21 protein-coding genes and 3 tRNA genes are annotated in these 23,707 nt (G+C 59.4%); 20 read left to right on the forward strand and 4 right to left on the reverse strand.

Annotation, left to right across the window (positions count from 1 at the left end; genetic code table 11):
- Positions 1-4: 4 nt before the first annotated feature.
- The 3 genes from J7548_RS01970 to J7548_RS01980 form a co-directional block, all read right to left on the reverse strand.
- Positions 5-1,189: a GGDEF domain-containing protein gene (locus tag J7548_RS01970; RefSeq protein ID WP_290969604.1), complete on the reverse strand. Its 1,185-nt coding sequence runs from the start codon at positions 1,187-1,189 to the stop codon at positions 5-7.
- Positions 1,190-1,505: 316 nt separating this feature from the next.
- Positions 1,506-1,790 carry a hypothetical protein gene (locus J7548_RS01975; protein WP_290969606.1) on the reverse strand — a complete coding sequence of 95 codons (285 nt, stop codon included), beginning with the start codon at positions 1,788-1,790 and terminating at the stop codon, positions 1,506-1,508.
- 82 nt (positions 1,791-1,872) lie between these two features.
- Positions 1,873-1,959 (reverse strand) — tRNA-Leu (locus J7548_RS01980).
- A 772-nt stretch (positions 1,960-2,731) separates the two neighbouring features.
- On the opposite strand from J7548_RS01980, the gene J7548_RS01985 reads away from it, so the two are divergent.
- The 18 genes from J7548_RS01985 (at position 2,732) to J7548_RS02070 (ending at position 21,590) form a co-directional block, all read left to right on the forward strand.
- A complete protein-coding gene (locus J7548_RS01985) occupies positions 2,732-4,084 on the forward strand; it encodes an HD domain-containing phosphohydrolase (RefSeq protein WP_290969608.1) in 1,353 nt (450 codons plus the stop codon).
- A 16-nt stretch (positions 4,085-4,100) separates the two neighbouring features.
- Positions 4,101-4,928, forward strand: a complete 828-nt coding sequence (locus J7548_RS01990) for a response regulator (RefSeq protein ID WP_290969610.1) — start codon at positions 4,101-4,103, stop codon at positions 4,926-4,928.
- A complete protein-coding gene (locus J7548_RS01995; protein WP_290969612.1) occupies positions 4,925-5,269 on the forward strand; it encodes a hypothetical protein in 345 nt (114 codons plus the stop codon). Before J7548_RS01990 ends, J7548_RS01995 begins: the two co-directional genes overlap by 4 nt.
- Positions 5,253-6,095: an HDOD domain-containing protein gene (locus tag J7548_RS02000; protein ID WP_290969614.1), complete on the forward strand. Its 843-nt coding sequence runs from the start codon at positions 5,253-5,255 to the stop codon at positions 6,093-6,095. Before J7548_RS01995 ends, J7548_RS02000 begins: the two co-directional genes overlap by 17 nt.
- A 26-nt stretch (positions 6,096-6,121) precedes the next feature.
- A complete protein-coding gene (locus J7548_RS02005; protein WP_290969617.1) occupies positions 6,122-7,561 on the forward strand; it encodes an ATP-binding protein in 1,440 nt (479 codons plus the stop codon).
- 170 nt (positions 7,562-7,731) lie between these two features.
- On the forward strand, positions 7,732-8,217 hold the full coding sequence (locus tag J7548_RS02010) for a CreA family protein (RefSeq protein ID WP_290969620.1): 486 nt from the start codon (positions 7,732-7,734) through the stop codon (positions 8,215-8,217).
- Between the two features lie 316 nt (positions 8,218-8,533).
- Positions 8,534-9,883 carry a trigger factor gene (gene tig, locus J7548_RS02015; RefSeq protein ID WP_290969622.1) on the forward strand — a complete coding sequence of 450 codons (1,350 nt, stop codon included), beginning with the start codon at positions 8,534-8,536 and terminating at the stop codon, positions 9,881-9,883.
- 50 nt (positions 9,884-9,933) lie between these two features.
- Positions 9,934-10,560 carry an ATP-dependent Clp endopeptidase proteolytic subunit ClpP gene (gene clpP / locus J7548_RS02020; protein WP_290969625.1) on the forward strand — a complete coding sequence of 209 codons (627 nt, stop codon included), beginning with the start codon at positions 9,934-9,936 and terminating at the stop codon, positions 10,558-10,560.
- 247 nt (positions 10,561-10,807) lie between these two features.
- The gene (clpX, locus tag J7548_RS02025; RefSeq protein ID WP_290969658.1) at positions 10,808-12,073 is read left to right on the forward strand and encodes an ATP-dependent Clp protease ATP-binding subunit ClpX; all 1,266 of its coding nucleotides are present in this window, start codon (positions 10,808-10,810) and stop codon (positions 12,071-12,073) included.
- Between the two features lie 286 nt (positions 12,074-12,359).
- Complete coding sequence (lon, locus tag J7548_RS02030) at positions 12,360-14,768, forward strand: endopeptidase La (RefSeq protein WP_290969661.1); 2,409 nt, start codon at positions 12,360-12,362, stop codon at positions 14,766-14,768.
- Positions 14,769-15,045: 277 nt separating this feature from the next.
- Complete coding sequence (locus J7548_RS02035) at positions 15,046-15,318, forward strand: HU family DNA-binding protein (protein WP_141916721.1); 273 nt, start codon at positions 15,046-15,048, stop codon at positions 15,316-15,318.
- A gap of 46 nt (positions 15,319-15,364) precedes the next feature.
- Positions 15,365-15,440, forward strand: a tRNA-Val gene (locus J7548_RS02040).
- A 27-nt stretch (positions 15,441-15,467) separates the two neighbouring features.
- Positions 15,468-15,544 (forward strand) — tRNA-Asp (locus J7548_RS02045).
- Positions 15,545-16,028: 484 nt separating this feature from the next.
- Positions 16,029-17,819 carry a CHASE3 domain-containing protein gene (locus J7548_RS02050; RefSeq protein WP_290969668.1) on the forward strand — a complete coding sequence of 597 codons (1,791 nt, stop codon included), beginning with the start codon at positions 16,029-16,031 and terminating at the stop codon, positions 17,817-17,819.
- A gap of 72 nt (positions 17,820-17,891) precedes the next feature.
- Positions 17,892-19,355 (forward strand): ATP-binding protein, encoded by a 1,464-nt coding sequence (locus tag J7548_RS02055; protein ID WP_290969671.1) that lies wholly within the window; start codon positions 17,892-17,894, stop codon positions 19,353-19,355.
- Positions 19,356-19,357: 2 nt separating this feature from the next.
- Positions 19,358-20,008 carry a response regulator transcription factor gene (locus J7548_RS02060; RefSeq protein WP_290969673.1) on the forward strand — a complete coding sequence of 217 codons (651 nt, stop codon included), beginning with the start codon at positions 19,358-19,360 and terminating at the stop codon, positions 20,006-20,008.
- Positions 20,009-20,264: 256 nt separating this feature from the next.
- Entirely contained in the window at positions 20,265-20,753 is a 489-nt protein-coding gene (locus J7548_RS02065) for a response regulator (protein WP_290969677.1), read from the forward strand.
- Positions 20,754-20,984: 231 nt separating this feature from the next.
- Complete coding sequence (locus J7548_RS02070; RefSeq protein WP_290969679.1) at positions 20,985-21,590, forward strand: hypothetical protein; 606 nt, start codon at positions 20,985-20,987, stop codon at positions 21,588-21,590.
- On the opposite strand, the gene J7548_RS02075 is transcribed toward J7548_RS02070, so the two are convergent.
- Positions 21,574-22,662 carry a nickel/cobalt efflux protein RcnA gene (locus tag J7548_RS02075; RefSeq protein WP_290969681.1) on the reverse strand — a complete coding sequence of 363 codons (1,089 nt, stop codon included), beginning with the start codon at positions 22,660-22,662 and terminating at the stop codon, positions 21,574-21,576. The genes J7548_RS02070 and J7548_RS02075 overlap by 17 nt on opposite strands.
- An 82-nt stretch (positions 22,663-22,744) precedes the next feature.
- Between J7548_RS02075 and J7548_RS02080 the strand changes: the two genes are divergently transcribed.
- Both J7548_RS02080 and J7548_RS02085 read left to right on the forward strand, forming a co-directional pair.
- Positions 22,745-23,014, forward strand: coding sequence for a metal/formaldehyde-sensitive transcriptional repressor (locus J7548_RS02080; RefSeq protein WP_290969683.1), 270 nt, complete (start codon positions 22,745-22,747; stop codon positions 23,012-23,014).
- Between the two features lie 98 nt (positions 23,015-23,112).
- The gene (locus tag J7548_RS02085; RefSeq protein WP_290969686.1) at positions 23,113-23,679 is read left to right on the forward strand and encodes an undecaprenyl-diphosphatase; all 567 of its coding nucleotides are present in this window, start codon (positions 23,113-23,115) and stop codon (positions 23,677-23,679) included.
- Positions 23,680-23,707 lie beyond the last annotated feature (28 nt).

The following is a 23,707-nucleotide window of genomic DNA, read 5'->3' on the forward strand; positions in this document are numbered from 1 at the left end:
GCCGCTAGTGCGCCATCTGCGGTTGCATCGGGGCGCCGTCGTTTTGCGCCTTGTAGATTTCGTAGCCGCTCTTGCCGTTGCGCTTGACCTGGTACATCGCGCTGTCGGCGCACTGGATCAACTCCGACAAGTCGCGCGCATGGTGCGGATAGAGGCTGATGCCGATGCTGGCGCCGAGCATGTACTGGTGCTCGCCGACCTGCACCTTCTGCGTCATCTGGGACAGCAGTTTCTTGGCCACTTCGAAGGCCTGGTTCTCGCTTTCAAGCTGGGTGCCGATCACGATGAACTCGTCGCCGCCCACGCGGGCGCAGATGTCGGTGCTGCGCACGATGCCCTTGATCCGCGCGGCGATGGCCTTGAGCACTTCGTCGCCGACATGGTGGCCGGCGGTATCGTTGATCGGCTTGAAGTTGTCGAGGTCGATGTAGAAGATCGCCACCAGGTGATGCGGACGGGTGGCCAGCAGCAGCGCATGGTCGAACAGGGTGTTCATGTAGCGCTTGTTGTTCAGGCCGGTCAGCGGGTCGAGGAAGGCCATGTCCAACGCCTTGGACTCGGCATCGATCAGGCGTTTCTGGAACTGCGAGAGCGTCGCGCCCAGCAGCGACATGTACTGCAGCAGCACCAGCATGGTGCCCAGCAGGAAGCCGTCCAGGAACCAGCTTGGGTAGAGTTTGATGAGCACCGGCCCGCATAGCCAGTGGATTCCCATCGCCGCAAATGCGACAGAAGCCGATAGCAGCCAGCGTGGGACTTCGTTGCGGTGCTTGTAACAGGTCCATGCCATCCAGGACATGAAGCCGGCATTCACCAGCGAATAGCCGATATTGCGGTTGAATTGCGATATATCCGTCACCCAGGCGGCCAGCAGCCACAGTTCGGCCAGCATGACAACCAGCCAGGGCCAGCGCGGCTTGGTATCGAGATTGAGGAAGCGGTACAAGCCGATCAGCAGGAAGGGCTTTTCCAGGAGATTGATGGCTGCGTAGATAGAAGTGATCAGACGCAAATCATTGGTGGGGATCAGCAGCATCAGGCTCAGGCGAGCCAGCAGCGCGAAAGAGATGGAGATTGCCCACCAGCCGGAACCGGCATTGGTACGGGGGATACTGCGGGCCCAGAGAAATAGAAGGAAGAAAACGAAATAAACGCTGAAACCGAAAGTGTGGACAATCAGGTACGACATGGACATGTTTCCCGCCTCTGCAAATTACATCCCCCATTCATTGAACAACGCCTGCTCTGCGATGAGCCGGTTTCAGGTGGCGCCCGTCAATGATTCCCCGTGTGGCTGAGTCGGATGATAAACAAGCAAACCCGCGCGGTAAACAACGCGTTGGGGACAAACGCGATTTATTGCAATCCTTGCCTGGCAAGGCTTTGCGCGTAGCGTAAATTATTTCCGGGTGGATACTTCGGCGTGAGTTTTTGTGTGTCGGGAGACGCTGCGGGAGATGTTTGCGCGCACTTCGGCGCATGCGCGCAAGGGGCGGATATGCGCCTTAGTCGAACTTGTCCTTGAGCAGCGCTTCGATGGTCGCGATGCGGGTCTCGACCGTATCGAGCAGCGACTTTGGCATGGTGCCGCCGGCCGCCAGCTGCGACGCCAGCGAACGGGCGATGCCCATGGCGCCCTGGGTGAACTGCCTTCCGTCCTTGGACAGCACCGCGGCGGCGGTAAACAGCGTCGAGAACAGGATCTGGTCGGCGGTATTGTTCTCGATGAATTTATTCAGCAAGGCGTTATGGCTTTGCTTGAGTGCGTCGAATTCTTCCTGGGTCGGCATGGTGGTTCCTGGGCGCTGGCCTGAACGGCCTCCGGGCCTGGGTTGATCAGGCACGGGAGGCATGCAATATCAAGGGATCGTCTGGTGCGAGGAGGGGGACTCGAACCCCCACACCATTGCTGGCGTCAGGACCTAAACCTGGTGCGTCTACCAATTTCGCCATCCTCGCTGAAGGTGTCGGACATCGGCGCGATAGCAGTCCGGGCGCGGTGTCGCCGCAGACCTGCCGCTACCGATGCGGGTAGCATTTTCGTAAAGCGCGCTATTGTACTGCAAGCCGCTGCGCATGTCTGTGTTTTTCCGAAACGTCGACCCGCAGGTATAGGGCGGTGGTCGGCGCTTGGGTTTTGCCGGTTCGGCAGTGCCGTGCCGGGGCTGGCTTTGCGCCGGTTCCACCGGCATTTTCGGGAGCCGCCATGGCACGCGATGCCGCCATTTCTGCAAGAGGAAACAAGTGCGCCGACGCCTCATTACGGCTATTGTTTCTTTTTGGAAAAATGTTGTCTTCCTGAAAACGTCAAAGATATCGTTCAGCAACCGAAGACGCCTCCCATGCCGCTGGAAGCGATTGGCAAATGCCTGACTTGATTAAATGCCTGGAAAGTACCGTAGCGATTGCCAATAATGGACGGAGGTACTAAGCAGGCATTGAGAGGGGCTCTATGGCGGGAAGCCCCTTGTAAAAGACCCGGTCTCGCAGTTAAATCAAGTATTCATGAAATTATTGGTTAAGTTCCGCTCACCCGGTCGCTGAGCGGAACAGGTTCCGGGCTGTCTTTGCCATATGGCTTTGTTCAACAGTACAAGGCCGAATTGAAGCGCAAGGCAAAGCAGGCATCGGCATCGACATCAGTTTTGCAGTGCGCCTGCTGATGATCCAAGCGGCGGGAGGAAGCTGGAGGCGGCGAACCTTCGCCGGGCGGAGACGAGAAAAGGGGAGCATGGTGTCGAACAATGTGCCAACGTTGGAGCAAATCAATATCGAGAAGCCGGTTGCGGCCCCCGTCATTTTGCTGGTTGACGACGAAGCGAGCATCCTTTCTTCTCTCAAGCGCGTACTAAGGCCGAAGGGATATGTGGTGCTGACGGCTGAAAGCGGCGCTGCGGGCCTCGAGTTGCTGAAGGAAAATACAGTCGACTTGATCATTTCGGATATGCGCATGCCTGAAATGACGGGAGCCCAGTTCCTGAAGAAGGCCAAGGAAAGCTATCCCGATATCACCCGCATCCTGCTCACGGGGTATTCGGAGATCAGCGCCACGATCTCGGCGATCAATGAAGGCGGGGTCTACCACTATCTGCAGAAACCCTGGGATGAGCAAGACCTGCTTCTGACCATAGAGAGGGCGCTGGAACAGCAATTCCTGAAGAAGGAAGCTGCGCGCCTGAATGCGCTGGTGCGCAAGCAAAATGAGGAGCTGTTGACCTTTAATGCGCGGTTGGAGAAGCAAGTCCAGGCCCGTACGGAAGAACTGCGGCAGACCGTGCTTTTCCTGGAAAAGGGGCAAGAGGAAATCAAACAGAATTTCTTGACGATGCTCAAGGTGTTCTCCAGCCTGATCGAGCTTCGTTCCGGCATGCTGGGCGGGCAGTCCGATCGGGTGAGCGCGCTCGGCCGCAGGCTCGGAAAGAAATTCCAACTGACGGAAGGGCAGATCCAGCATCTCGGAATTGCCGGTTTGCTGCATGCGATCGGAAAGATCGGCCTGCCGGATGAACTCATACGCAAGCCGCAGGAAAAAATGACTGGCGAAGAGTCACGCATGTTCATGAATCATGCGGTCAAGGGGCACATGGTGCTCACGCCTCTGGCGTCGTTTGGCGAAATAAGCGAATTCATCCTGCATCAGCATGAGCGTTATGACGGGCGAGGGCTTCCTTCCGGCATTGCCGGCGACCAGATCCCCTTGGGATCGCGCATCCTGGCCTTGGCCCGGGATTTCGAAGCGCTGCGTTCCGGCGCGATCGCCGCGCAGCCGTTGCCGCTGGAGAAGGCCATCCAGGTCATCAAGTCGCAAAGCGGCATCCGATACGATCCGTCGGTCGTGGAAGCCTTCGTGGCGCTGGTCAATGAAGAGGATTCGCTCCTTCGTGAAAAGTCGCGTGAAGTCAAGTCAAGGGATCTCGAGGCCGGCATGAAGCTCGCGGAAGATCTGCGCACTGGCGAAGGCGTCCTGCTGATCGTCAAAGACTCCGTACTCACCCAGAACAACATTCAGCAGATACGCAAATTCGAGCAATTGGAAGACATCAGCCTGCAGATATCGATCACGATTGAGGAAAAGAAGAACTGATACGAAAGCGACGGCCATGCCTGACGGACTTAGTGCATCCACGGCTCCGCGTCGACTGTTGCTGGTCGACGATGAGGCAAATATCTTGTCGGCCTTGCGGCGTTTGTTGCGCCAGGATCGTTACGAAATAGTCACTGCAAACAGTGGCGACGAGGCGCTGGAAGTGCTCAAGAGCAGTCCTGTGGACGTGATCATCACCGACCAGAGAATGCCGGGGATGACCGGCGTCGAATTCTTGCGCCTGGCCAAGGATACATATCCGGATACTGTGCGCATCGTATTGAGCGGGTACACGGAGTTGCAATCCGTCACCGATGCCGTCAACGAAGGAGCCGTCTATAAATTCCTGACCAAACCCTGGGATGACGAACAGCTTCGGGAGCATGTGGCCGAAGCATTCAGGCGCAAGGAGATGGAGGATGAAAACAATCGCCTGCAACACGAGCTCAAATTGGCTAATTCAGCGCTTGCCGCAACCAACCAGGAATTGGACCGGCTGCTCAAGGAGCAGGAGCAGCGAATAGAAAACGATGAGGTAAGCCTGCAGATCACCCATGAAATCCTGGAGCATCTCAACATTCCGCTGATGGGGGCGGATGAGGAAAGGAATATCGTATTTCTCAATTCAGCGGCGCAGCAGCTATTGGGCAGCGACAAGGCCTTGCTTGGCACCAACCTGATGCGCAGCATTCCGTTGGTAGCGCAGGCTTGGGGGCAGGGGAATCTCCATATGGAAATTCGGGACGATCTCTACGGCGTGAACATCTATCCCATGGGGAAGACCTCGCGCTCCAGGGGAAAACTCATCACCTTTGTCAGGCTGCCAGAGGAGCAGGGCCAATGAGCGCCGCCAAGCTGGTCAAGGAAATACCTCTGGATAAGGCCGTTTCCGGAATGGTGCTGGCCCAGCCGATAGAGGAGAAGCCCGGGACATATCTCATGCCTGCCGGTACCAAGCTATCGGAAAAATCGCTGCACACCTTGAAAAACCGGGGCGTGCTCCATGTGACCGTGGTGTTGTCGCCGGCCGATGACATGCGCGGGCAGGCAGAGATGCAGGTTGATGAACAATTGAAGAGGGTTGACGTACTCTTCAGAAATAGCCGTCACAGCGACGCAAATCGTGTCCTGATGAATTGCCTGCGGCGATACAGAACAAAAGGACGCCATGATTCCCCTGACTAAGGATGAGATAAGCGAGGCGGTCCTCGATCTCCCGGCGCTGCCCCATATCGTGATGGAGCTGTTTCGGGCCCTTGAGAAGGAGGATGTCGACGCCAACCTTCTCTCTCAAAAGATATCCTATGACCAGGCCCTGGCGGCAAAGGTGCTCGGTCTTGCAAATTCCTCGTTCTACGGCATGCAAGGCAAAGTCGGCTCCATCGCTTATGCGGTCGCCGTTCTCGGTTTTGGCTGCATCCGTTCGCTGGCCACTGCCGCAGGCTTGGCGCAGATATTTTCAGGACGCGCTTCCAGTGAGCTGCATGCGCAATTGTGGACACATGCCATCGCGACGGCCTTAGCGGCCAGAAGCCTGGCGAAGTGCATCGGCGAGAATGAAGACCAGGCTTTCATCGCGGGACTCTTGCACAACATTGGACGACTGGTTTTGATTACCCACTATCCGGTTCGGTACCAGGATGTGCTGTCCTGGAGCAGCGCGCACGATGCCGAATTGTCTCTTGCGGAAGTTGCCGTCCTCGGCGTTGACCACAAGCTGGTAGGCCGCGCAGTGCTGACCCGCTGGAAATTTCCGGCCTCCATCGTGGCGACGCTCGATACCGTTGCGCAAGGCGCCCCTGATCTCCATGGCAAGGCGGCGTCGGTCATTGTCGTGGCCGATGCCATCGCGCATGCCCTGGACCTCCAAAGCCCTCCCGACAACCAAGTGCCGGTCATCCCCCAATCCCAATGGGACCAGCTTGGGTTGAGCGAAGCAATATTGACGGAAGTATTCAGCAGTACCGAAAAGTCCTTTGAAGACGTCTGCGCTATCTTGAGGGCGCCATAAGAACGATCCTAGCCAGGGAGACGGGAATGTCATCTATTCAGCAGCCTCTGTTCGAGCCCCAAATTTCCGAGTTCTTCGACGGATGCCCCGTGCCTGCCTTCGCGATCGACAACAACCATGTCATTACGCACTGGAACAAGGCTTGCGAACACATCCTCGGCATGCCCGCCGCGAGTATGGTGGGGACGAAAAAGCAATGGACGCCGTTTTATCCCGCCGAGCGTCCCGTCCTGGCCGACCTGATTGTCAACGGTTCCTTCGAAAATGTCGTGGGAATGTACTACCACGACAATGACAACTTCCAGAAGTCGCGCCTTATCCCGGGGGCGGTAGAGGCCGAGAAATTCTTCCCCCACCTGGGCAATGAGGGACGCTGGCTTTACTTTTCTGCCGCGCCCTTGCGCGACCAGAACGGCCAGATCGTAGGCGCCATCGAAGTGCTTCAGGATGTGACGGCACAGAAAAACGCCGAACTGGACTTGCGGCGCATGTGGCAGGAACTGGAAATGAAAGTGGAACAGCGCACGTCGGAACTTGCGGTGGCGAACCAGAAGATGGAGGAAGACCTGCTCCGGCGCGTTGCCGCAGAGGCCGAGCTGGTCAAGCGAAATGCAGCATTGACGGAGCTGAACCGGAAGCTGTCGATGGCGCAGGAGCAGCTCATGCAATCGGAAAAGCTCGCTTCCATCGGGCAATTGGCCGCCGGCGTGGCGCATGAAATCAATAATCCTGTCGGATATATATTTTCGAATTTCAGTTCGCTCGAAACGTATATCGAGTCCTTGCTGAAAGTGCTGGATGCCTATCAGCGGCTGGACAATGCGGAAGATAAGGCCGCGGCAAGCCTCGAACTGCAGGCCATCCAGAAAGAAGTGGATCTGGATTATCTGAAAGAGGATATTCCGGCACTGATGAGCGAGTCGCGCGAAGGGATAAGCCGGGTAAGAAAGATTGTCCAGGACTTAAAGGATTTTTCGCGCACGGATACCGCGCTGGAATGGCAGTGGGTGAATCTCCATAACGGCATCGACTCGACGCTCAATATTGTCAGCAACGAAATCAAGTACAAGGCGGATGTCATCAAGAATTATGGGGACATTCCTGAAATTGAATGCTTGCCCAGCCAGATCAACCAGGTTGTGATGAACCTGATTGTCAATGCCGCGCAATCGATTGGGGAGCAAAGAGGTTCGATTTCAATTGCCACCCGCAGAGTCGACGAGGACGTTGAAATTGAAATCCAGGATACGGGGTGTGGCATTCCCGCGGAAAACCTGACCAAGATTTTTGACCCGTTCTTCACCACCAAACCCGTCGGCAAGGGAACGGGGCTAGGCCTGTCGCTTTCCTATGGAATAATCCAGAAGCACGGGGGAGACATCAGTGTGCGCAGCGTGGTCGATGCCGGTACGACCTTTGTGTTGCGTATTCCTATCAAGCACAAGGACGACGCAAGCCCGGTCTGACCGGCGCGCGTTCCGGCGAAGCCGGCCGCCTGGCTGGGGCTGTCGATCCCGTGCCGGATGCATGCGCTGCTTGTGGTAAGTTCCTTCAATGTCCGGGCTGCTGGCAGAATAGCGGGCCCCGGCATGCCTTTTTACTTTCCCCTTTTCCCTTTCCTTTTTCAAAGATATCCATGAAATTCAATGCACGCTCCCTGGCTTGCCTAGTTCTTTGCGCCGCCGCCTTCGCCGCGGGCAGCGTGAAGGCGGAAGACCTGGCGGAGGTAAGCACCGCCTTCCGCTGGCTGGGCAAGAACGACCGGGTGGTCATCGAAGCCTATGACGACCCCAAGGTGGGCGGCGTGACCTGCTACGTCTCGCGGGCGCGTACCGGCGGCGTCAAGGGTACGGTGGGGCTGGCCGAGGACAAGTCGGAGGCGTCGATCGCCTGCCGCCAGGTGGCGGCGGTGCAGTTCAACGGCAAGCTGCCGGTGCAGGAAGACGTGTTCACCGAACGCATGTCGATCCTGTTCAAGCGCCTGCACGTGGTGCGGGTGGTGGACGTCAAGCGCAATACGCTGGTCTACCTGACCTATTCGGACAAACTGATCGACGGCAGCCCGATGAATGCGGTGACGGCCGTGCCAGTGGCGGCATCGTCGCCGATTCCGGTCAAATAAACAGGCGCTGCGATTGCCGGAGGCTGGCAATCGTGTCGGCCGGATTGCCTTGTGGAAATTGTGGTATCGGGCGGCGGTTGCGATGCGCGATGCGATTCTTGCAACTGCCTGTACCGGCCGGCGTTTCAAGGCAATGCCGGCGCTTTGGCCGGGCTTTGCGGGGCCATCGGCCCAATTTTGGACTCCGCAAGGTTTTTCCGTATAAAATAGAAGGCTTTAGCGCGGTCGGGCAGGCCGTTTCTCGTCTGGCACATCGGTGCGGGCGGGAAAACGAATGTTCCGGCTTACGGAATTCTTAATTATTTGGACGATTTAAATGGCAACTGCAGTCGAAACCCTGAGCAAACTCGAACGTCGTATGACCCTGACTTTCCCGCTGGCCGATGTTCAGGCTGAAGTGGAAAAGCGCCTGAAGGTGCGTGCCCGCACTGCCAAGGCGCCGGGCTTCCGTCCGGGTAAAGTGCCGATGAAGATGGTTGCCGCCCAGTTCGGCTACCAGGTCGAAACCGAAGTCCTGAACGACAAGGTCGGCCGCGCATTCAACGACGCAGCGGTCGAGAACAACCTGCGCGTGGCCGGTTTCCCGTCGATCGAACCCAAGACCAGCGAAGAAGCCGGCGAAGGCCAACTGGCTTTCAACGCCACCTTCGAAGTCTATCCGGAAGTGGTCATCGGAGACCTGTCCGGTTCGGAAGTCGAAAAGACCACCGCATCGGTCTCCGACGCTGAAATCGACAAGACCATCGACATCCTGCGCAAGCAGCGCGTGCACTACCACGTCAAGGGCGAGCAAGGCGCGCACGGCGACGGCGGCGCCGACCAGTCGGCCCAGAACGGCGACCGCGTGACCGTGGACTTCGTCGGCAAGATCGACGGCGTGGAATTCCAGGGCGGCAAGGCCGACAACTTCCCGTTCGTGCTGGGCGAAGGCCGCATGCTGCCGGAATTCGAAGCCGCCACCATCGGCCTGAAGGTCGGCGAGTCCAAGACTTTCCCGCTGCCGTTCCCGGCCGACTACCACGGCAAGGACGTGGCCGGCAAGACCGCTGAATTCACCATCACCCTGAAGAAGGTCGAATGGGCGCACATGCCTGAAGTCGACGCCGACTTCGCACAGTCGCTGGGCATCGAAGACGGCGACCTGGCCAAGATGCGCGAAGATATCAAGAAGAACCTGGAACGCGAAGTCACCGCGCGCACCAAGGCCAAGACCAAGGACAGCGTGATGGACGCCCTGATCAAGGCCAGCGACCTGGAAGTGCCGAAGGCCCTGATCGAGCAGGACGTCGAGCGCCTGTCGGAAATGGCCAAGCAGGACATGGCCCAGCGCGGCATGGACCCGAAGGTCATGCAACTGCCGAAGGAACTGTTCACCGCCCAGGCCGAGCGCCGCGTGCGCCTGGGCCTGATCCTGGCCGAAGTGGTCAAGCAGAACAAGCTGGAAGCCACCGAAGAGCAGGTCAAGGCGCAGATCGAAGACTTCGCGCAAAGCTATGAAGACCCGCAGCAAGTGCTGAAGTACTACTTCTCCGACCGTCGCCGCCTGGCCGAAGTCGAAGCTCTTGTTTTGGAAGAAAACGTCGTCAACTACGTTCTCGGCAAGGCCAAGGTTTCGGAAAAGCCGGTTTCGTTCGACGAACTGATGGGTAATCAGGCGCAAGCGTAATCCGGTTTTCTCGCGTAGTATCGGAAAACTTTTACGCTAAGGATGCACACATGACAGGTCTGATCAAGGAGTCTGCACTGGACACGCAAATGCTCGGCTTGGTGCCGATGGTGGTCGAACAGAGCGGCCGCGGCGAGCGCGCGTACGACATTTACTCGCGCCTGCTGAAGGAACGCATCATTTTCCTGGTCGGACCGGTCAATGACGCTTCCGCCAACCTGATCGTCGCCCAGTTGCTGTTCCTGGAAAGCGAAAATCCGGACAAGGATATTTCGCTGTACATCAACTCGCCGGGCGGCTCGGTTTCGGCCGGCATGGCGATCTTCGACACGATGCAGTTCATCAAGCCGCAAGTGTCGACGCTGTGCACCGGCCTGGCCGCGTCCATGGGCGCGTTCCTGCTGGCGGCCGGCGCCAAGGGCAAGCGTTTCTCGCTGCCGAACTCTCGCATCATGATCCACCAGCCCCTGGGCGGCGCCCAGGGCCAGGCATCGGATATCGAGATCCAGGCGCGTGAAATCCTGTACCTGCGCGAACGCCTCAATGGCATCCTGGCTGAAAAGACCGGCCGCTCGGTCGACCAGATCAGCAAGGACACCGATCGCGACAATTTCATGTCGGCCGATGCCGCCGTGGAATATGGCCTGATCGACAAGGTGTTGACCGAACGTGCCTGAACCGGCCCGGCAGTAAGACAGTAAAACGCCTGAAAATGCCCGGACGAATTGCCGTCCGGGCATTTTTTATGGGAATTTCGCAAAGAACGGCTTTTTCGCTTCTGTTTCCTTGATAAACCGGGGGCGGGATGACATATAAATGTCACATGGCGAACCGGAGATGCGGGGCGCGGCCGAAAACGGCCAAACCGTGACGAATTCGCATTTCGCAGGTATGATCAAGTCGTAAATTACCTCCTTTAGCTCTATGTCCGAGAAAAAATCTTCCAGCGGCGAAAAGTTGCTTTATTGCTCTTTCTGCGGCAAAAGCCAGCACGAAGTCAAAAAGCTGATCGCCGGCCCTTCGGTATTCATCTGCGACGAATGCATCGACCTGTGCAACGACATCATCCGTGATGAAGCCGCCAGCGTGGAATCGGTCCCCGGCGCCAAGTCGGACCTGCCCACGCCGCAGGAGATTTGCGACCTGCTGGACCAGTACGTGATCGGACAATCCACCGCCAAGCGCATCCTGTCGGTGGCGGTGTACAACCATTACAAGCGCCTGAAGCACCTGGGCAAGAAGGACGACGTCGAACTGGCCAAGAGCAACATCCTGCTGGTCGGTCCCACCGGCTCCGGCAAGACGCTGCTGGCGCAAACGCTGGCGCGCATGCTCAACGTCCCCTTCGTGATCGCCGACGCCACCACGCTGACCGAAGCCGGCTACGTGGGCGAGGACGTCGAGAACATCATCCAGAAGCTGCTGCAGAACTGCAATTACGAAGTCGAGAAGGCCCAGAAGGGCATCGTCTACATCGACGAAATCGACAAGATCTCGCGCAAGTCTGACAACCCCTCGATCACCCGCGACGTGTCGGGCGAAGGCGTGCAGCAGGCGCTGTTGAAACTGATCGAAGGCACCATGGCATCGGTGCCGCCGCAGGGCGGCCGCAAGCACCCGAACCAGGATTTCGTGCAGATCGACACGACCAACATCATGTTCATCTGCGGCGGCGCGTTCGACGGCCTGGCCAAGATCATTTCCGACCGTTCGGAAAAGAGCGGCATCGGTTTCTCGGCCAGCGTCAAGAGCCAGTCCGAGAAGACCAACTCCGAGGTGCTGCTCAATGCCGAGCCGGAAGACTTGGTCAAGTTCGGCTTGATTCCCGAACTGGTCGGCCGCCTGCCGGTCATCGCCACCCTGAACGAACTGGACGAGGCGGCGCTGATCGAGATCCTGATCGAGCCGAAGAATGCGCTGGTCAAGCAATATGCCAAGCTGCTGCAGATGGAAGGCGCCGAGCTGGAGATCCGTCCCGCCGCCATGCACGCGATCGCCAAGAAGGCGCTGGCGCGCAAGACCGGCGCGCGCGGTCTGCGTTCGATCCTGGAGCATGCCTTGCTGGACGTGATGTACGAACTGCCCAGCCAGCAGAATGTGGCCAAGGTTGTGGTCGATGAAAACACCATCACCAACGGCGCCAAGCCGCTGATGATCTACCACGACCAACCGAAGGTTTCCGGCGCCTGAGGGGGCGCGGGATTTTCGAAGCAGTAGGGAGCGGCGCGGCATCATGCGCCGTTCCATGCAGTAACAGGCCGCATAAGTCCGGTAACCGCAAACGCGGTAAAATAAACCGGCGCAAATCACTCTGGCTTCCATCGCAAAGCCACCCGAGGGCGACTTCGTGTGTGGCTTTTTTATTTTGTTGCGATCATGACATCGGTTTCCCGGCCGTGATTTTTTAGCTCAGCCGGACTTGTGTTTTGGTCACTCGTGCCAACATCATTCACAGTATTCATTGATAAGGCCCGCCATGACGACTCCAATACTCACAGAACAATCGCAATTGCCGCTGTTGCCGTTACGGGATGTGGTTGTCTTCCCGCACATGGTGATCCCGCTCTTCGTTGGTCGCCCCAAGTCGATCAAAGCGCTGGAAGCGGCCATGGAGCAGGGCAAGAGCATCATGCTCGCAGCCCAGAAGGCGGCCGCCAAGGACGAGCCTTCGGCCGATGATATCTACGAAATCGGCTGCGTCGCCAACATCCTGCAAATGCTGAAATTGCCGGACGGCACGGTCAAGGTGCTGGTCGAAGGAGCGCAGCGCGCGCGTATCCACCACATCAGCGAACTGGACACGCATTTCGTGGCCGACCTGACCCCGGTGGAGTCGGAGCAGGGCGACGAGGCTGAAGTCGAAGCCATGCGCCGCACCATCGTGCAGCAGTTCGACCAGTACGTGAAGCTGAACAAGAAGATCCCGCCCGAGATCCTGACTTCGCTGGCCGGCATCGACGACGCCGGCCGCCTGGCCGACACCATCGCCGCGCATCTGCCGCTCAAGCTCGAGCAGAAGCAGGTCATCCTGGAGATCTTCAACGTCGCCAAGCGCTACGAGCACCTGCTCGGCCAGCTGGAAGGCGAACTCGACATCCTGCAGGTGGAAAAGCGCATCCGTGGCCGCGTCAAGCGCCAGATGGAAAAGTCGCAGCGCGAGTACTACCTGAACGAACAGGTCAAGGCAATCCAGAAGGAACTGGGCGAGGGCGAAGACGGCGCCGACCTGGAAGAGCTGGAAAAGAAGATCCTGGCCGCCAAGATGCCCAAGGAAGCGCTGGAAAAGGCACAGAGCGAGCTGAAGAAGCTCAAGCTGATGTCGCCGATGTCGGCCGAGGCGACCGTGGTGCGCAACTACATCGATACGCTGGTGGCGTTGCCCTGGAAGAAGAAGTCCAAGGTCAACAACGACCTGACCAACGCCGAGAAGGTGCTGGAAGGCGACCACTACGGCCTGGAGAAGGTCAAGGAACGCATCCTCGAATATCTCGCCGTGCAACAGCGCGTGGACAAGCTGAAGGCGCCGATCCTGTGCTTCGTCGGTCCTCCGGGCGTCGGTAAAACCTCACTGGGCCAGTCGATCGCGCGCGCCACCAACCGCAAGTTCGTGCGCATGGCGCTGGGCGGTGTGCGTGACGAAGCCGAGATCCGCGGCCACCGCCGCACCTACATCGGCTCCATGCCGGGCAAGATCCTGCAAAGTCTGTCCAAGGTCGGCGTGCGCAACCCGCTGTTCCTGCTCGACGAAATCGACAAGCTGGGCATGGACTTCCGCGGCGACCCGTCGTCGGCGCTGCTCGAAGTGCTGGATCCGGAACAGAACCATACGTTCTCGGACCACTACATCGAAGTGGACTTCGACCTGTCGGACGTGATGTTCGTGGCGACCTCGAACTCCTTCAGCATCCCGCCGGCGCTGCTGGACCGGATGGAAGTGATCCGCCTGTCGGGTTACACCGAGGACGAGAAGACCAGCATCGCGCAGCGTTACCTGCTGCCCAAGCAGATCAAGAACAACGGCCTGAAGGAAGGCGAGATCAGCGTCGCCGAATCGGCGATCCGCGACATCATCCGCTACTACACCCGCGAAGCCGGCGTGCGTTCACTGGAACGCGAAGTGTCGAAGATCTGCCGCAAGGTAGTGAAGATGCTGCTGCTGAAAAAGCAGGAGAAGAAGGTCACCGTCACCTCGCGCAACCTGGACAAGTTCCTGGGCGTGCGCCGCTTCGATTTCGGCATCGCCGAAAAGGAAAACCAGATCGGCCAGGTGGTCGGCCTGGCCTGGACCGAAGTGGGCGGCGACCTGCTGACCATCGAAGCCGTCAACATGCCCGGCAAGGGACAGATCATCCGCACCGGCACGCTGGGCGACGTGATGAAGGAATCGATCGAAGCGGCCCGCACCGTGGTGCGCAGCCGCGCCCGCAAGCTGGGCATCAAGAACGAAGTGTTCGAGAAGAGCGATATCCACATCCACGTGCCTGAAGGCGCGACGCCGAAGGACGGTCCGTCCGCCGGCATCGCCATGACGACTGCGCTGGTGTCGATCTTCAGCGGCATTCCGGTGCGCGCCGATGTGGCGATGACGGGCGAAATCACCCTGCGCGGCGAAGTGCTGCCGATCGGCGGCCTGAAGGAAAAGCTGCTGGCGGCGCACCGCGGCGGCATCAAGACGGTGTTGATCCCCGAGCAGAACGTCAAGGACCTCGCCGAGATCCCGGACAACGTCAAGAACAAGCTGGAGATCGTTCCGGTGCGTTGGATAGACAAAGTCCTGGAAATCGCGCTGGAACGCCAGCCGATGCCGTTGCCGGAAGACGAAGCGATTGTCGAAGCGGCTGTCGCACCGAAGGATGGCGCTGTCGATCCGGTGGTCAAGCACTGATCGGGAAGCCATATCGCAATATCGCAAGTATGGAAAACGCCTCTTCGGAGGCGTTTTTTCTTGCCTCAGCGGCTTTCGCCTTGATTTCCGCCGGGGAACCAGCCTTGTCGCCCCAAAATTGCCGAAAAACCCGGAAACCCGCTTGACACAAGGATTTGCGGCTTGTTTAATAGCCGCTGCGGAATTTTTCCGCAAGGCAAGCGACGGTGAGAGGACTCTACCGTTGAGTCGCAAGCGCTGTCACTGATAATTAAACTTATTTGTACAAGGGGCGTAAGTGAATAAAGGCGAACTGATTGAACATATTGCCGGTGCCGCAGACATCTCCAAGGCCGCAGCCGGCCGCGCAGTGGATGCATTCATCGGTGCAGTGAAGACCACGCTGAAGAAGAATGGCAGCGTGACCCTGGTCGGTTTCGGCACCTTCGCCGTCGGCAAGCGCGCAGCGCGTACCGGCCGCAATCCGCAGACCGGTGCAGCGATCAAGATCAAGGCAGCGAAAGTACCTAAATTTAAAGCTGGCAAGGCGCTGAAAGATGCTATAAAATAACGGACTTTCGTCGCTGGTGACACAGCGGCAGACTGTTAAGGTATCGGGGTGCTTAGCTCAGTTGGTAGAGCGGAGCCCTTACAAGGCTTAGGTCGGGAGTTCGAGCCTCTCAGCACCCACCATCGGCATCCAACAGTCAAACAGGTTTAGGAGCGGTAGTTCAGTTGGTTAGAATACCGGCCTGTCACGCCGGGGGTCGCGGGTTCGAGCCCCGTCCGCTCCGCCAGATAAAAACGCCCGCGCAAGCGGGCGTTTTTACGTTTACACCCTGATTCGCGTAGCGAGTCCTCCGATCAGAAGCGGAGTGGAGCAAGCCGCCTGCGCGGCTTGCGGCGGGGCGAGAAGGGAATCGCTTGCAAGCGATTCCGCGGCCTGCAGCATGTAGGAGAGCCCCGTCCGCTCCGCCAGATGAAAACGCCCGCGTAAGCGGGCGTTTTTACGTTTACGCCTTGATTTGCGCAGCGAATCTTTCCCCGATTTGAAGACATCCCTTTCAGTGACGGAATGCATGCTGTCTAGTAACAAATCGAAGGGATGTTATAGAATAAATAAAAATTAATAAGAAAAAATACGGAGATGCAGCAGCGGCGCATCTTGAAAGCCGGCAGACGCACGCAAGCACTGACTGTTTCAGAAGCAAGGCAATACCAATCGAATCGGAACGCTTCGTCTGAAGCGACATTGTTGGAGTTTCCCGCATACCGAAAAAGATGCCGACCTTCAATCAAACCAAATTAGCGGCTGCCGGCACCGCCATCTTCTTTTTCCTGGCCTTGCTGCTTTCGGTGGGCGTCGCAGGTTTCTCGTATTACTCGGTGCGCAATTTCGAAGAGCGCGCGGTCTGGACGCAGCATACGCATACGGTGCTCAACGCCCTGGAAGAGGCGCATTCGACATTGCGCGACATCGTCGGCAGCGCGCGCGGCTATGCCTTGTCCGGCAACAATGAATACCGGGGCAATTTCGAGGCCGGCGTACGCCGGCTCAACGCCCTGATGCATGAATTGCGCCTGCTCATGCAGGACGATCCCGCCCAGTTGCAACGGCTGTCGGCCATCGAATACCTCCTGGAGCAACGCCTGGAGCTGGCGCGCAAGCTGCTGGAACTAGCGCCGCAAGCGGCGCAGGCGCAACTGCTGGCCGGCAAGGCATTGAGCGACGATATCCGTGCCAGCTTCGCCGACTTGAAGGGGAGGGAGAATGCCTTGCTGGCGATCCGTTCCCAGGAAACCGCCGACAGTGCCCGGGTTACCAGCCTGGCGGTGCTTGGCGGCAGTCTGCTTAGCATCGTCCTGCTGGTGGCGGTGTACCGCAAACTCCGGCTCGAGATGGCCAAGCGCGCGGAGGCCCAGCGCAAGACCCAGGCCTACACCGCCGAGATCGAAGACTTGTACAACAATGCTCCCTGCGGCTACCACGCCGTGGATGAAACGAACAAGACGATCATCAAGATCAACGACACCGAACTGAAGTGGCTGGGCTACACGCGCGAACAGGTGGTGGGCAAGATGACGCATGCGGACCTGCTGGCGCCGAAAAGCGCCGAACGCTACACCAGGGAATTGTTGCCGCAGCTGCTGCTCAAGCGGGAACTCGTCAGCCAGGACCTGGAATACCGGCGCGCCGACGGTTCGGTGTTTACGGCGTTGCTCAATGCCACCGCCATCCTGAACCCGGACAACGGCCACCTGGTCAGCCGCACCGTGATATACGACATCTCGGAGCGCAAACATGCCGAGGAAGCGATCGAAACGCTCAATGCCGACCTGAAGCGCCAGGCCCTGCACTTGCATAACGTGAACAAGGAACTGGAGAGTTTTTCTTATTCGGTTTCGCACGACTTGCGCGCGCCGCTGCGCGCCATCTCCGGCTACGCCATGATCCTCGAAGAGGATTTCGCCGCGGCGTTGCAGGAGAAGGGGCGCGAGCAGCTGCAGGTGATCCGCCGCAACGTCAGGAAGATGGACGATCTGATCAACGACCTGCTGAAGCTGGCCAAGTCGACCACCGGCGAGCTGGCGCCGGAGCGCTTCGCCATGGGCGAGCTGGTGGAGCAGGTGATTGCCGGACTGCGCCGGGAAAACCCGCACGTGGTTTTCGATTTCGATGCGGCGGCCATGGGCAGCGTGGAGGCCAACCGCGGGCTGATCGCCCAGGTCTGGGAAAACCTGCTGAGCAACGCTATCAAATTCAGCAGCAGGAGCGAACAGCCGCAGGTGCGCGTGATGGCCGAGGAGGGCGAGGACGAGATCGTCTACGGCGTGCATGATAATGGCGTCGGTTTCGACATGCGCTATGCCCACAAGCTGTTCGGAACGTTCCAGCGCCTGCACCGCCAGGAAGACTTTGCCGGCACCGGAATCGGGCTGGCGCTGGTGCAGCGCATCGTGATCCGCCATGCCGGCCGCGTCTGGGCCGAGAGCAGGCCGAAGGAAGGCGCCAGCTTCTATTTTTCGCTGCCGACCAAGGGCCTGCCCCCGGGCGCGGCCGAACAGCAATGAAGGATAAACCGCCAGGCCGGCCATGAGCGCCGCCCTGGTTTGATTGCAATACTCTTTCGAGAGGCCGGATACATGAGCATTCCGCTTCGCGTTTTGTTTGTCGAGGACATGGAGGAAGATGCCGTGCTGATGGTGCGCGAGCTCAAACGCGCCGGTTTCGAGCCGACCTGGCTGCGGGTCGACAACGAGGCCGCGCTGCTGGGCGCGTTGCGCGATTCGCGCTGGGACATCGTCATCTCCGATTATTCGATGCCGGCCTTCAGCGGCGTGGAAGCCTTGAAAGTCGTCAAGAAGGACAACGACCAGACGCCGTTCATCATCGTCTCCGGCGTCATTGGCGAGCAGACCGCGGTCGAAGTGATGAAGGCGGGCGCCCAGGATTATTTCCTCAAGAGCGCCATCACCCGCCTGCCGCACGCGGTGGAGCGCGAACTGCGCGACGCCCAGGCGCGGCGCAAGCAGCGCGCCAGCGCCCAGGCCTTGCGCGAGATGCAGGCGCGCTTCAACGCCTTCATGAACGCGGCGCCGATGCCGACCTGGATCAAGGATGCGCAATTGCGCTACAGCTATGTCAACCCGGCGCAATCGGCTTTCTTCGGGATGACGCCAGGCGACATGGATGGCCTGACCGACGCCGACCTGATGTCGAGCGGCGCGGCCGAAGCCGCGCAGGAGAACGACCGTAAGGTGCTGCAGGACAGGTGCGAGCTGCATACGCAGGAAACCGTGTTCGACCACAACCACAACGCCCGCATCCTGGAGGTGGTGCGCTTTCCGCTCCACGGGGAAGGCCGGGGTGACATGGTGGCCGGGCTGGCGCTCGACGTGACCGAGCGCGAAGAGTCGCGGCGCGAACTGGAGCTGGCCATCCAGCGCCAGCAATTGCTGTCGTCCCGCGTGATCGAGGTGCAGGAGCGCGAACGCCAGCATCTGGCGCGCGGCCTGCACGATGACGTCGGCCAGTCGCTCACGGCCTTGAAGATCACACTGGAAACCATCCGCAAGACAGGCACGCTGGAAGGCCCGGCGTTGCAGAACGGCATCGACATCGTGACCTCGGTGCTGGCGCAGGTGCGCAGCCTGTCGCTGGATCTGCGCCCGCCGCAGTTGGACAACCTGGGCCTGACCGCGGCCCTGCGCTCCTATGTCGAGCAGAAGTCCAGGATGGCCGGCGTCAACGGCTGGTTCGAAAGCGGCGGCCAGGAAGGCAAGCTGCACCATGACATCGAAAACACGGCTTTCCGCATCGTCCAGGAAGCCGTCACCAATATCCTGCGTCATGCCGGATGCCGCAACATCTGGGTCAGGATCGAACGCCAGCAAGACCAGCTCTACCTGAGCATACGCGACGACGGCCAAGGCTTCGACGTCGAGCGCGCGCGCAGCAACGCCATTTCCGGCACCAGCTTCGGCCTGCTCAACATGGAGGAGCGCGCGGTGCTGGTCGGCGGTTCCATGGACATTTCATCGGCGCCGGGCGAGGGGACGGAAATCGTCATGCACCTGCCGGCCGCACCTGTCGTAAGGAGGATCTGAACATGCAGACACGCATCGTATTGGCGGATGACCATGCGCTGGTGCGCAGCGGCATCAAGGCGCTGCTGGCGGCCATGCCGGGAGTGGAGGTGGTCGGCGAAGCCGCCGACGGCAGCGAGGCGATCGAACTGATCGCCCGCCTCAAGCCCGACCTGGTGATACTGGATATCGCCATGAAAGGCATGAACGGCCTGGAGGCGCTGCGCCGCCTGCGCGGCGATTATCCGGCCACGCGCTTCCTGATGCTGTCGATGTACGGCAGCGAGGAATATGTGATGCAGGCCTTGAATGCCGGCGCCAACGGCTACCTGTTCAAGGATTCCGCCGCCACCGAACTGGAAAAGGCACTGGCCGAACTCAAACAGGGGCGGCAATACCTGGATTCGCACATCTCGCGCGAGGCGCTGGACAGCTACATGAAACGGGTGTCGCAGAACGGCGCGCCGGTCGAAGTGTTGACGCCGCGGCAGCGCGAGATCCTGCAACTGATTGCCGAAGGCAACAACACCAAGGAAATCGCCTACCAGCTCAACGTCAGCGCCAAGACCATCGAGACGCACCGCGCGCAACTGATGGAACGGCTGGATATCCGCGACGTCCCGGGGCTGGTCCGTTACGCGATCCGCACCGGCATCGCGACGTCCGACAAATGACTGTCCGCAGCAACGGCAGCCGGCGGGGATCAGGAAAACCCTGATTTATTTTCAAACCAGCTATGCAATAATCTGTGCAGGGGCAAGCTGAAAACGCTGTCTGCACTGGCTCTCCGGCGGATTTTCGACCGCGCCGGCATGGCTTGCAGTGCAACGCACCAATGTGTGCGCAGCGTATGGGATGGCCGGAAAATGGCCGGATTGACAACAATGGTTCCAGCTTGGAATTGACAGAAGACGGAAGAAAGCGCTCCTTATGGATATCGGGCAATATGACATCATCCTCGTGGACGACAGCGAGGAAGTGGCCGAGTTGACGCGCCTGGCCCTGGGCACCCGCAAGCTTGCCGACAAGATGACCTGGTTCGCCGATGCCGAGCTGGCGCAGGATTTCTTTTTCGCGCAGGGAGGATACGCGGAGCGCAAGGAAGCGCATCCCGCCCTGATCCTGCTCGACCTCAACCTGCCGCTGATGAGCGGGCACGAGTTCCTGCAGATCATCAAATCCAATGCCGCGACCGCGCACATCCCGGTCGTGATGTTCTCCTCCTCGGAAGACCAGCGCGACATCGACCAAAGCTACGATCTCGGCGCCAACGGCTACGTGGTGAAATCGGCCGACCCCAAGGAATTCATGGGGACGGTGGCCGATACCGGCGCTTACTGGCTTAACCGCAACCGACCCGCGCGCGGGAGCGACGGGCCGCCGCCGGGGCGCTTGCCGTCTGCTTCCGGGAACGGGTGAGTTCTTTATTGTTGGCCTGATATCAATGGATGTAAAAAAACGCTCAGATGATGAGCGTTTTTTTTCGGCAGCAATCGTTCGTTGTTTCTACTGCTCCTTGGCAATATTTTTCATTTAACCATTACACTCTACGGAGTATTTTCATTCGTGCGGAGAGGCGTCTTATCGTTACGACGCCAGGGGGCATCATGAAAATGAATCTTCTCCACGTAAATAACAACAGAAATGGCGATGAAGTTTGTTGATCGAATCAAGAAGGAAATGACCGAAGGCATCGTGCGCGCGATTCTCGAGGATGCGCAATACCGGGTCATCGACAGCGGCATCGAAAAGGTCTTGCGGGAACTCTCCTGTATGTCCGCGGTGGAATACAAGGCATTGGGATATCCGGATGCGATGAGCCATCTGCCTGATTTCACCGTGATGAACCGCGACCAGAGCAGCAAGCAACTGGTGGAAGTCAAATACCGCAGCAACTGGGGCAAGGCCTTGTTCGAAGAGGTGAGGGAGCAGGTGCGGCTGTTTGGGGAAATCGTCCTGGTTTCGCTCAATGCCGGCGCCGACGATCCCAGGAAGATCAATATGCCTTCCAGGTTCCTGCGCTGCTGCGGCCTGAAATTCGACGGCGGCGTCTACATGGTGCAACGGAACATCGACAAAGCCGCCGTCTGGACGCCGGTCGACGAGATCAAGGACGGCTCCGGCCTATGGTGGTCCATGCTCAAGCTGCACGAGAAATTCCCGCAACTCGGTGAAGAAAGCAACAAGGACACCTTGTTCCAGGCGGTCAGCGCGTTGGCCGGCATCCTGGAAAGCCAGCCTAAGCCAGCGCAGTGATGCCCTGGTAGCCGACATACAGCCCGACCAGCACGATCAGCACGCCGGAAAAATACGGCGCCTTGCGCGCGAACTCGCCGAATCCGCTCCAACGCCTGGAGACATGCTTCACGCTCAAGGCCGCCAGCGCGCCGGAAGCCACCATCGTCAGCGCCAGGCCGATGCTGAAGCACAGCACCAGCGCCGCGCCCAGGCTGATCTTCTTGAGTTGCAGGCACAGCAGCAGCACGGTGATGGAGGCCGGGCAGGGTATCAGGCCGCCGGTCAGGCCGAAGACGACGATCTGCCCCGTGCTGACGTTGCGGTTGGCGAAGCGGCGGCGGATGTCGTTGGCGTGCGCCAGTTCGTGCGCATCCTGGTAGCCGGCGCCGGCAACGTCCAGGCCGCCGTCGTGATGGTGGTCGTGCTCGGTGAAGACGACGTCGTAATCATGGTGGTGATGGCCGTGGCCCAGGCGCAGGCGGGCCGTGAATTCGTGCGGCTCGTCGATGGCCTGTTCCGACTCCATGAAGCCGTCGCGCTGGACGAACGTGAAGACCTCGCGCTTGCCGCCGGGCCGTTCGATCTCGATCTGCGCCTGGCTGGCGGGCCAGGCCGGGCCGGATTTGTTCTCGCTGCGAAGGCGGAAGCGCGGCGGCACCCCATCTTCGAAAATCTCCAGCCTGACGATGCCGTGGCCGGTGTCGATGCGCCTGGCTTCGTCATGGTGGTGGTGATGCCCGTTCGCCTGGCGCTGCTCGCGCCAGACGCGCCAGAGCATCCAGGCGGCCACGCCGATGATCAGCACCGCGGAAGCGATCTGGAAATAGGGTTCCGTGGTTTCGGCATTCCAGTTGCGGCCGAAGTACAGGCCCGCCATGGCTACCGCCCAGACCACCGCCGTATGGGAAATCGTGGCGGACAGCCCCAGCAGCACGGCTTGCGCGAATGTTCCCCGGATGGCGACAATGAACGCCGCCATCATGGTCTTGGAGTGGCCCGGCTCAAGGCCGTGCAAGGCGCCCAGTAGGATGGCGCTGGGCACGAACAGCCAGGCATTGCCCTGTTGGAGTAAAGTGGAGAATTCGGTCATATCGTTTTCCGGTCGTATCTGGCCGGTGGATGGGCAAGTCGCTCCATTATACTCCCCCCTAGTATATTTTTGAGAAAGAGAAATGCACACGATTCACGAAAAACCAAAGTTGCTGGCACGGGTGCGCCGGATGCAGGGCCAGTTGCGGGCCTTGGAAACGCAGTTGGAGCAGGAAGGCGATTGCATCGAAATCCTCCAGCAAATCGCGGCGATTCGCGGCGCGGCCAACGGTCTCATGTCCACCCTCATCGAGGGGCACATGAGGGATCACGTGGTCAGGGAGGCTAAAGAGGAGTTGCGCGAAGAGGAGGCGAAGGTGGTCTTGCAGGTGGTCAAATCCTATTTGAAATAGGGCCAGGAACCTGTGCCGGCCAAAGGCGTTCCAAATGACCTTGTCTTGGAAACAGAAAGTGCAACGATATGTTTGAAGCGTTAAACCGCAGTCTTTTTATGCAGATCAACGCCGGCGCCGATACGCCTGGTTGGCAGATCGGCGTGGCGACCGGCCTGGCCGATTACCTGATTTATTTGATTCCCTTGTGCCTGCTCGGCGCATGGCTGTGGGGAGGCCGCGGGCAGCGCCTGGTCCTGCTCAATGCGCTGGCGGTCACCATGATCGCGCTGGGCGTCAATCAGCTCATCGGCCTGCTCTGGACCCATCCGCGTCCGTTCATGATCGGGCTGGGGCATACCTGGATTGCGCATGCGGCGGATTCCTCCTTCCCGAGCGACCATGTGACGGTTTTCGCCAGCGTGGGATTGAGCTTGTTGCTGGGCGGCATGCGTGTCCCGGGCCTGGTGACATTGCTGCTGGGCATGCCGGTGGCCTGGGCGCGGATTTTCCTGGGCGTGCATTTCCCGCTGGATATGGCAGGAGCGGTGGTCGTCGCGGCAGCGGTCTGCCTGCTGGCCGCGCCGGCCTGGCGCAGCATGGGCGGCGCGCTGACCGATCTTTGCGAGCGCCTGTACCGCAAGCTGCTGTCGCGGCCGATTGCGGCGGGGTGGTTCCGGGCTTGAGAGGGTGAAGCGGGCAAGCACCGGAATC

It is taken from the genome of Herbaspirillum sp., assembly GCF_017744395.1.
Taxonomy (GTDB): domain Bacteria; phylum Pseudomonadota; class Gammaproteobacteria; order Burkholderiales; family Burkholderiaceae_D; genus Herbaspirillum.

What these genes read in the sequence shown, in the direction of transcription:
- J7548_RS01970 (WP_290969604.1), bottom strand. Translation starts at nt 1,189, where the DNA reads ATGTCGTACCTGATTGTCCACACTTTCGGTTTCAGCGTTTATTTCGTT.
- J7548_RS01975 (WP_290969606.1), bottom strand. Translation starts at nt 1,790, where the DNA reads ATGCCGACCCAGGAAGAATTCGACGCACTCAAGCAAAGCCATAACGCC.
- J7548_RS01985 (WP_290969608.1), top strand. Translation starts at nt 2,732, where the DNA reads ATGGTGTCGAACAATGTGCCAACGTTGGAGCAAATCAATATCGAGAAG.
- J7548_RS01990 (WP_290969610.1), top strand. Translation starts at nt 4,101, where the DNA reads ATGCCTGACGGACTTAGTGCATCCACGGCTCCGCGTCGACTGTTGCTG.
- J7548_RS01995 (WP_290969612.1), top strand. Translation starts at nt 4,925, where the DNA reads ATGAGCGCCGCCAAGCTGGTCAAGGAAATACCTCTGGATAAGGCCGTT.
- J7548_RS02000 (WP_290969614.1), top strand. Translation starts at nt 5,253, where the DNA reads ATGATTCCCCTGACTAAGGATGAGATAAGCGAGGCGGTCCTCGATCTC.
- J7548_RS02005 (WP_290969617.1), top strand. Translation starts at nt 6,122, where the DNA reads ATGTCATCTATTCAGCAGCCTCTGTTCGAGCCCCAAATTTCCGAGTTC.
- J7548_RS02010 (WP_290969620.1), top strand. Translation starts at nt 7,732, where the DNA reads ATGAAATTCAATGCACGCTCCCTGGCTTGCCTAGTTCTTTGCGCCGCC.
- tig (WP_290969622.1), top strand. Translation starts at nt 8,534, where the DNA reads ATGGCAACTGCAGTCGAAACCCTGAGCAAACTCGAACGTCGTATGACC.
- clpP (WP_290969625.1), top strand. Translation starts at nt 9,934, where the DNA reads ATGACAGGTCTGATCAAGGAGTCTGCACTGGACACGCAAATGCTCGGC.
- clpX (WP_290969658.1), top strand. Translation starts at nt 10,808, where the DNA reads ATGTCCGAGAAAAAATCTTCCAGCGGCGAAAAGTTGCTTTATTGCTCT.
- lon (WP_290969661.1), top strand. Translation starts at nt 12,360, where the DNA reads ATGACGACTCCAATACTCACAGAACAATCGCAATTGCCGCTGTTGCCG.
- J7548_RS02050 (WP_290969668.1), top strand. Translation starts at nt 16,029, where the DNA reads ATGCCGACCTTCAATCAAACCAAATTAGCGGCTGCCGGCACCGCCATC.
- J7548_RS02055 (WP_290969671.1), top strand. Translation starts at nt 17,892, where the DNA reads ATGAGCATTCCGCTTCGCGTTTTGTTTGTCGAGGACATGGAGGAAGAT.
- J7548_RS02060 (WP_290969673.1), top strand. Translation starts at nt 19,358, where the DNA reads ATGCAGACACGCATCGTATTGGCGGATGACCATGCGCTGGTGCGCAGC.
- J7548_RS02065 (WP_290969677.1), top strand. Translation starts at nt 20,265, where the DNA reads ATGGATATCGGGCAATATGACATCATCCTCGTGGACGACAGCGAGGAA.
- J7548_RS02070 (WP_290969679.1), top strand. Translation starts at nt 20,985, where the DNA reads ATGAAGTTTGTTGATCGAATCAAGAAGGAAATGACCGAAGGCATCGTG.
- J7548_RS02075 (WP_290969681.1), bottom strand. Translation starts at nt 22,662, where the DNA reads ATGACCGAATTCTCCACTTTACTCCAACAGGGCAATGCCTGGCTGTTC.
- J7548_RS02080 (WP_290969683.1), top strand. Translation starts at nt 22,745, where the DNA reads ATGCACACGATTCACGAAAAACCAAAGTTGCTGGCACGGGTGCGCCGG.
- J7548_RS02085 (WP_290969686.1), top strand. Translation starts at nt 23,113, where the DNA reads ATGCAGATCAACGCCGGCGCCGATACGCCTGGTTGGCAGATCGGCGTG.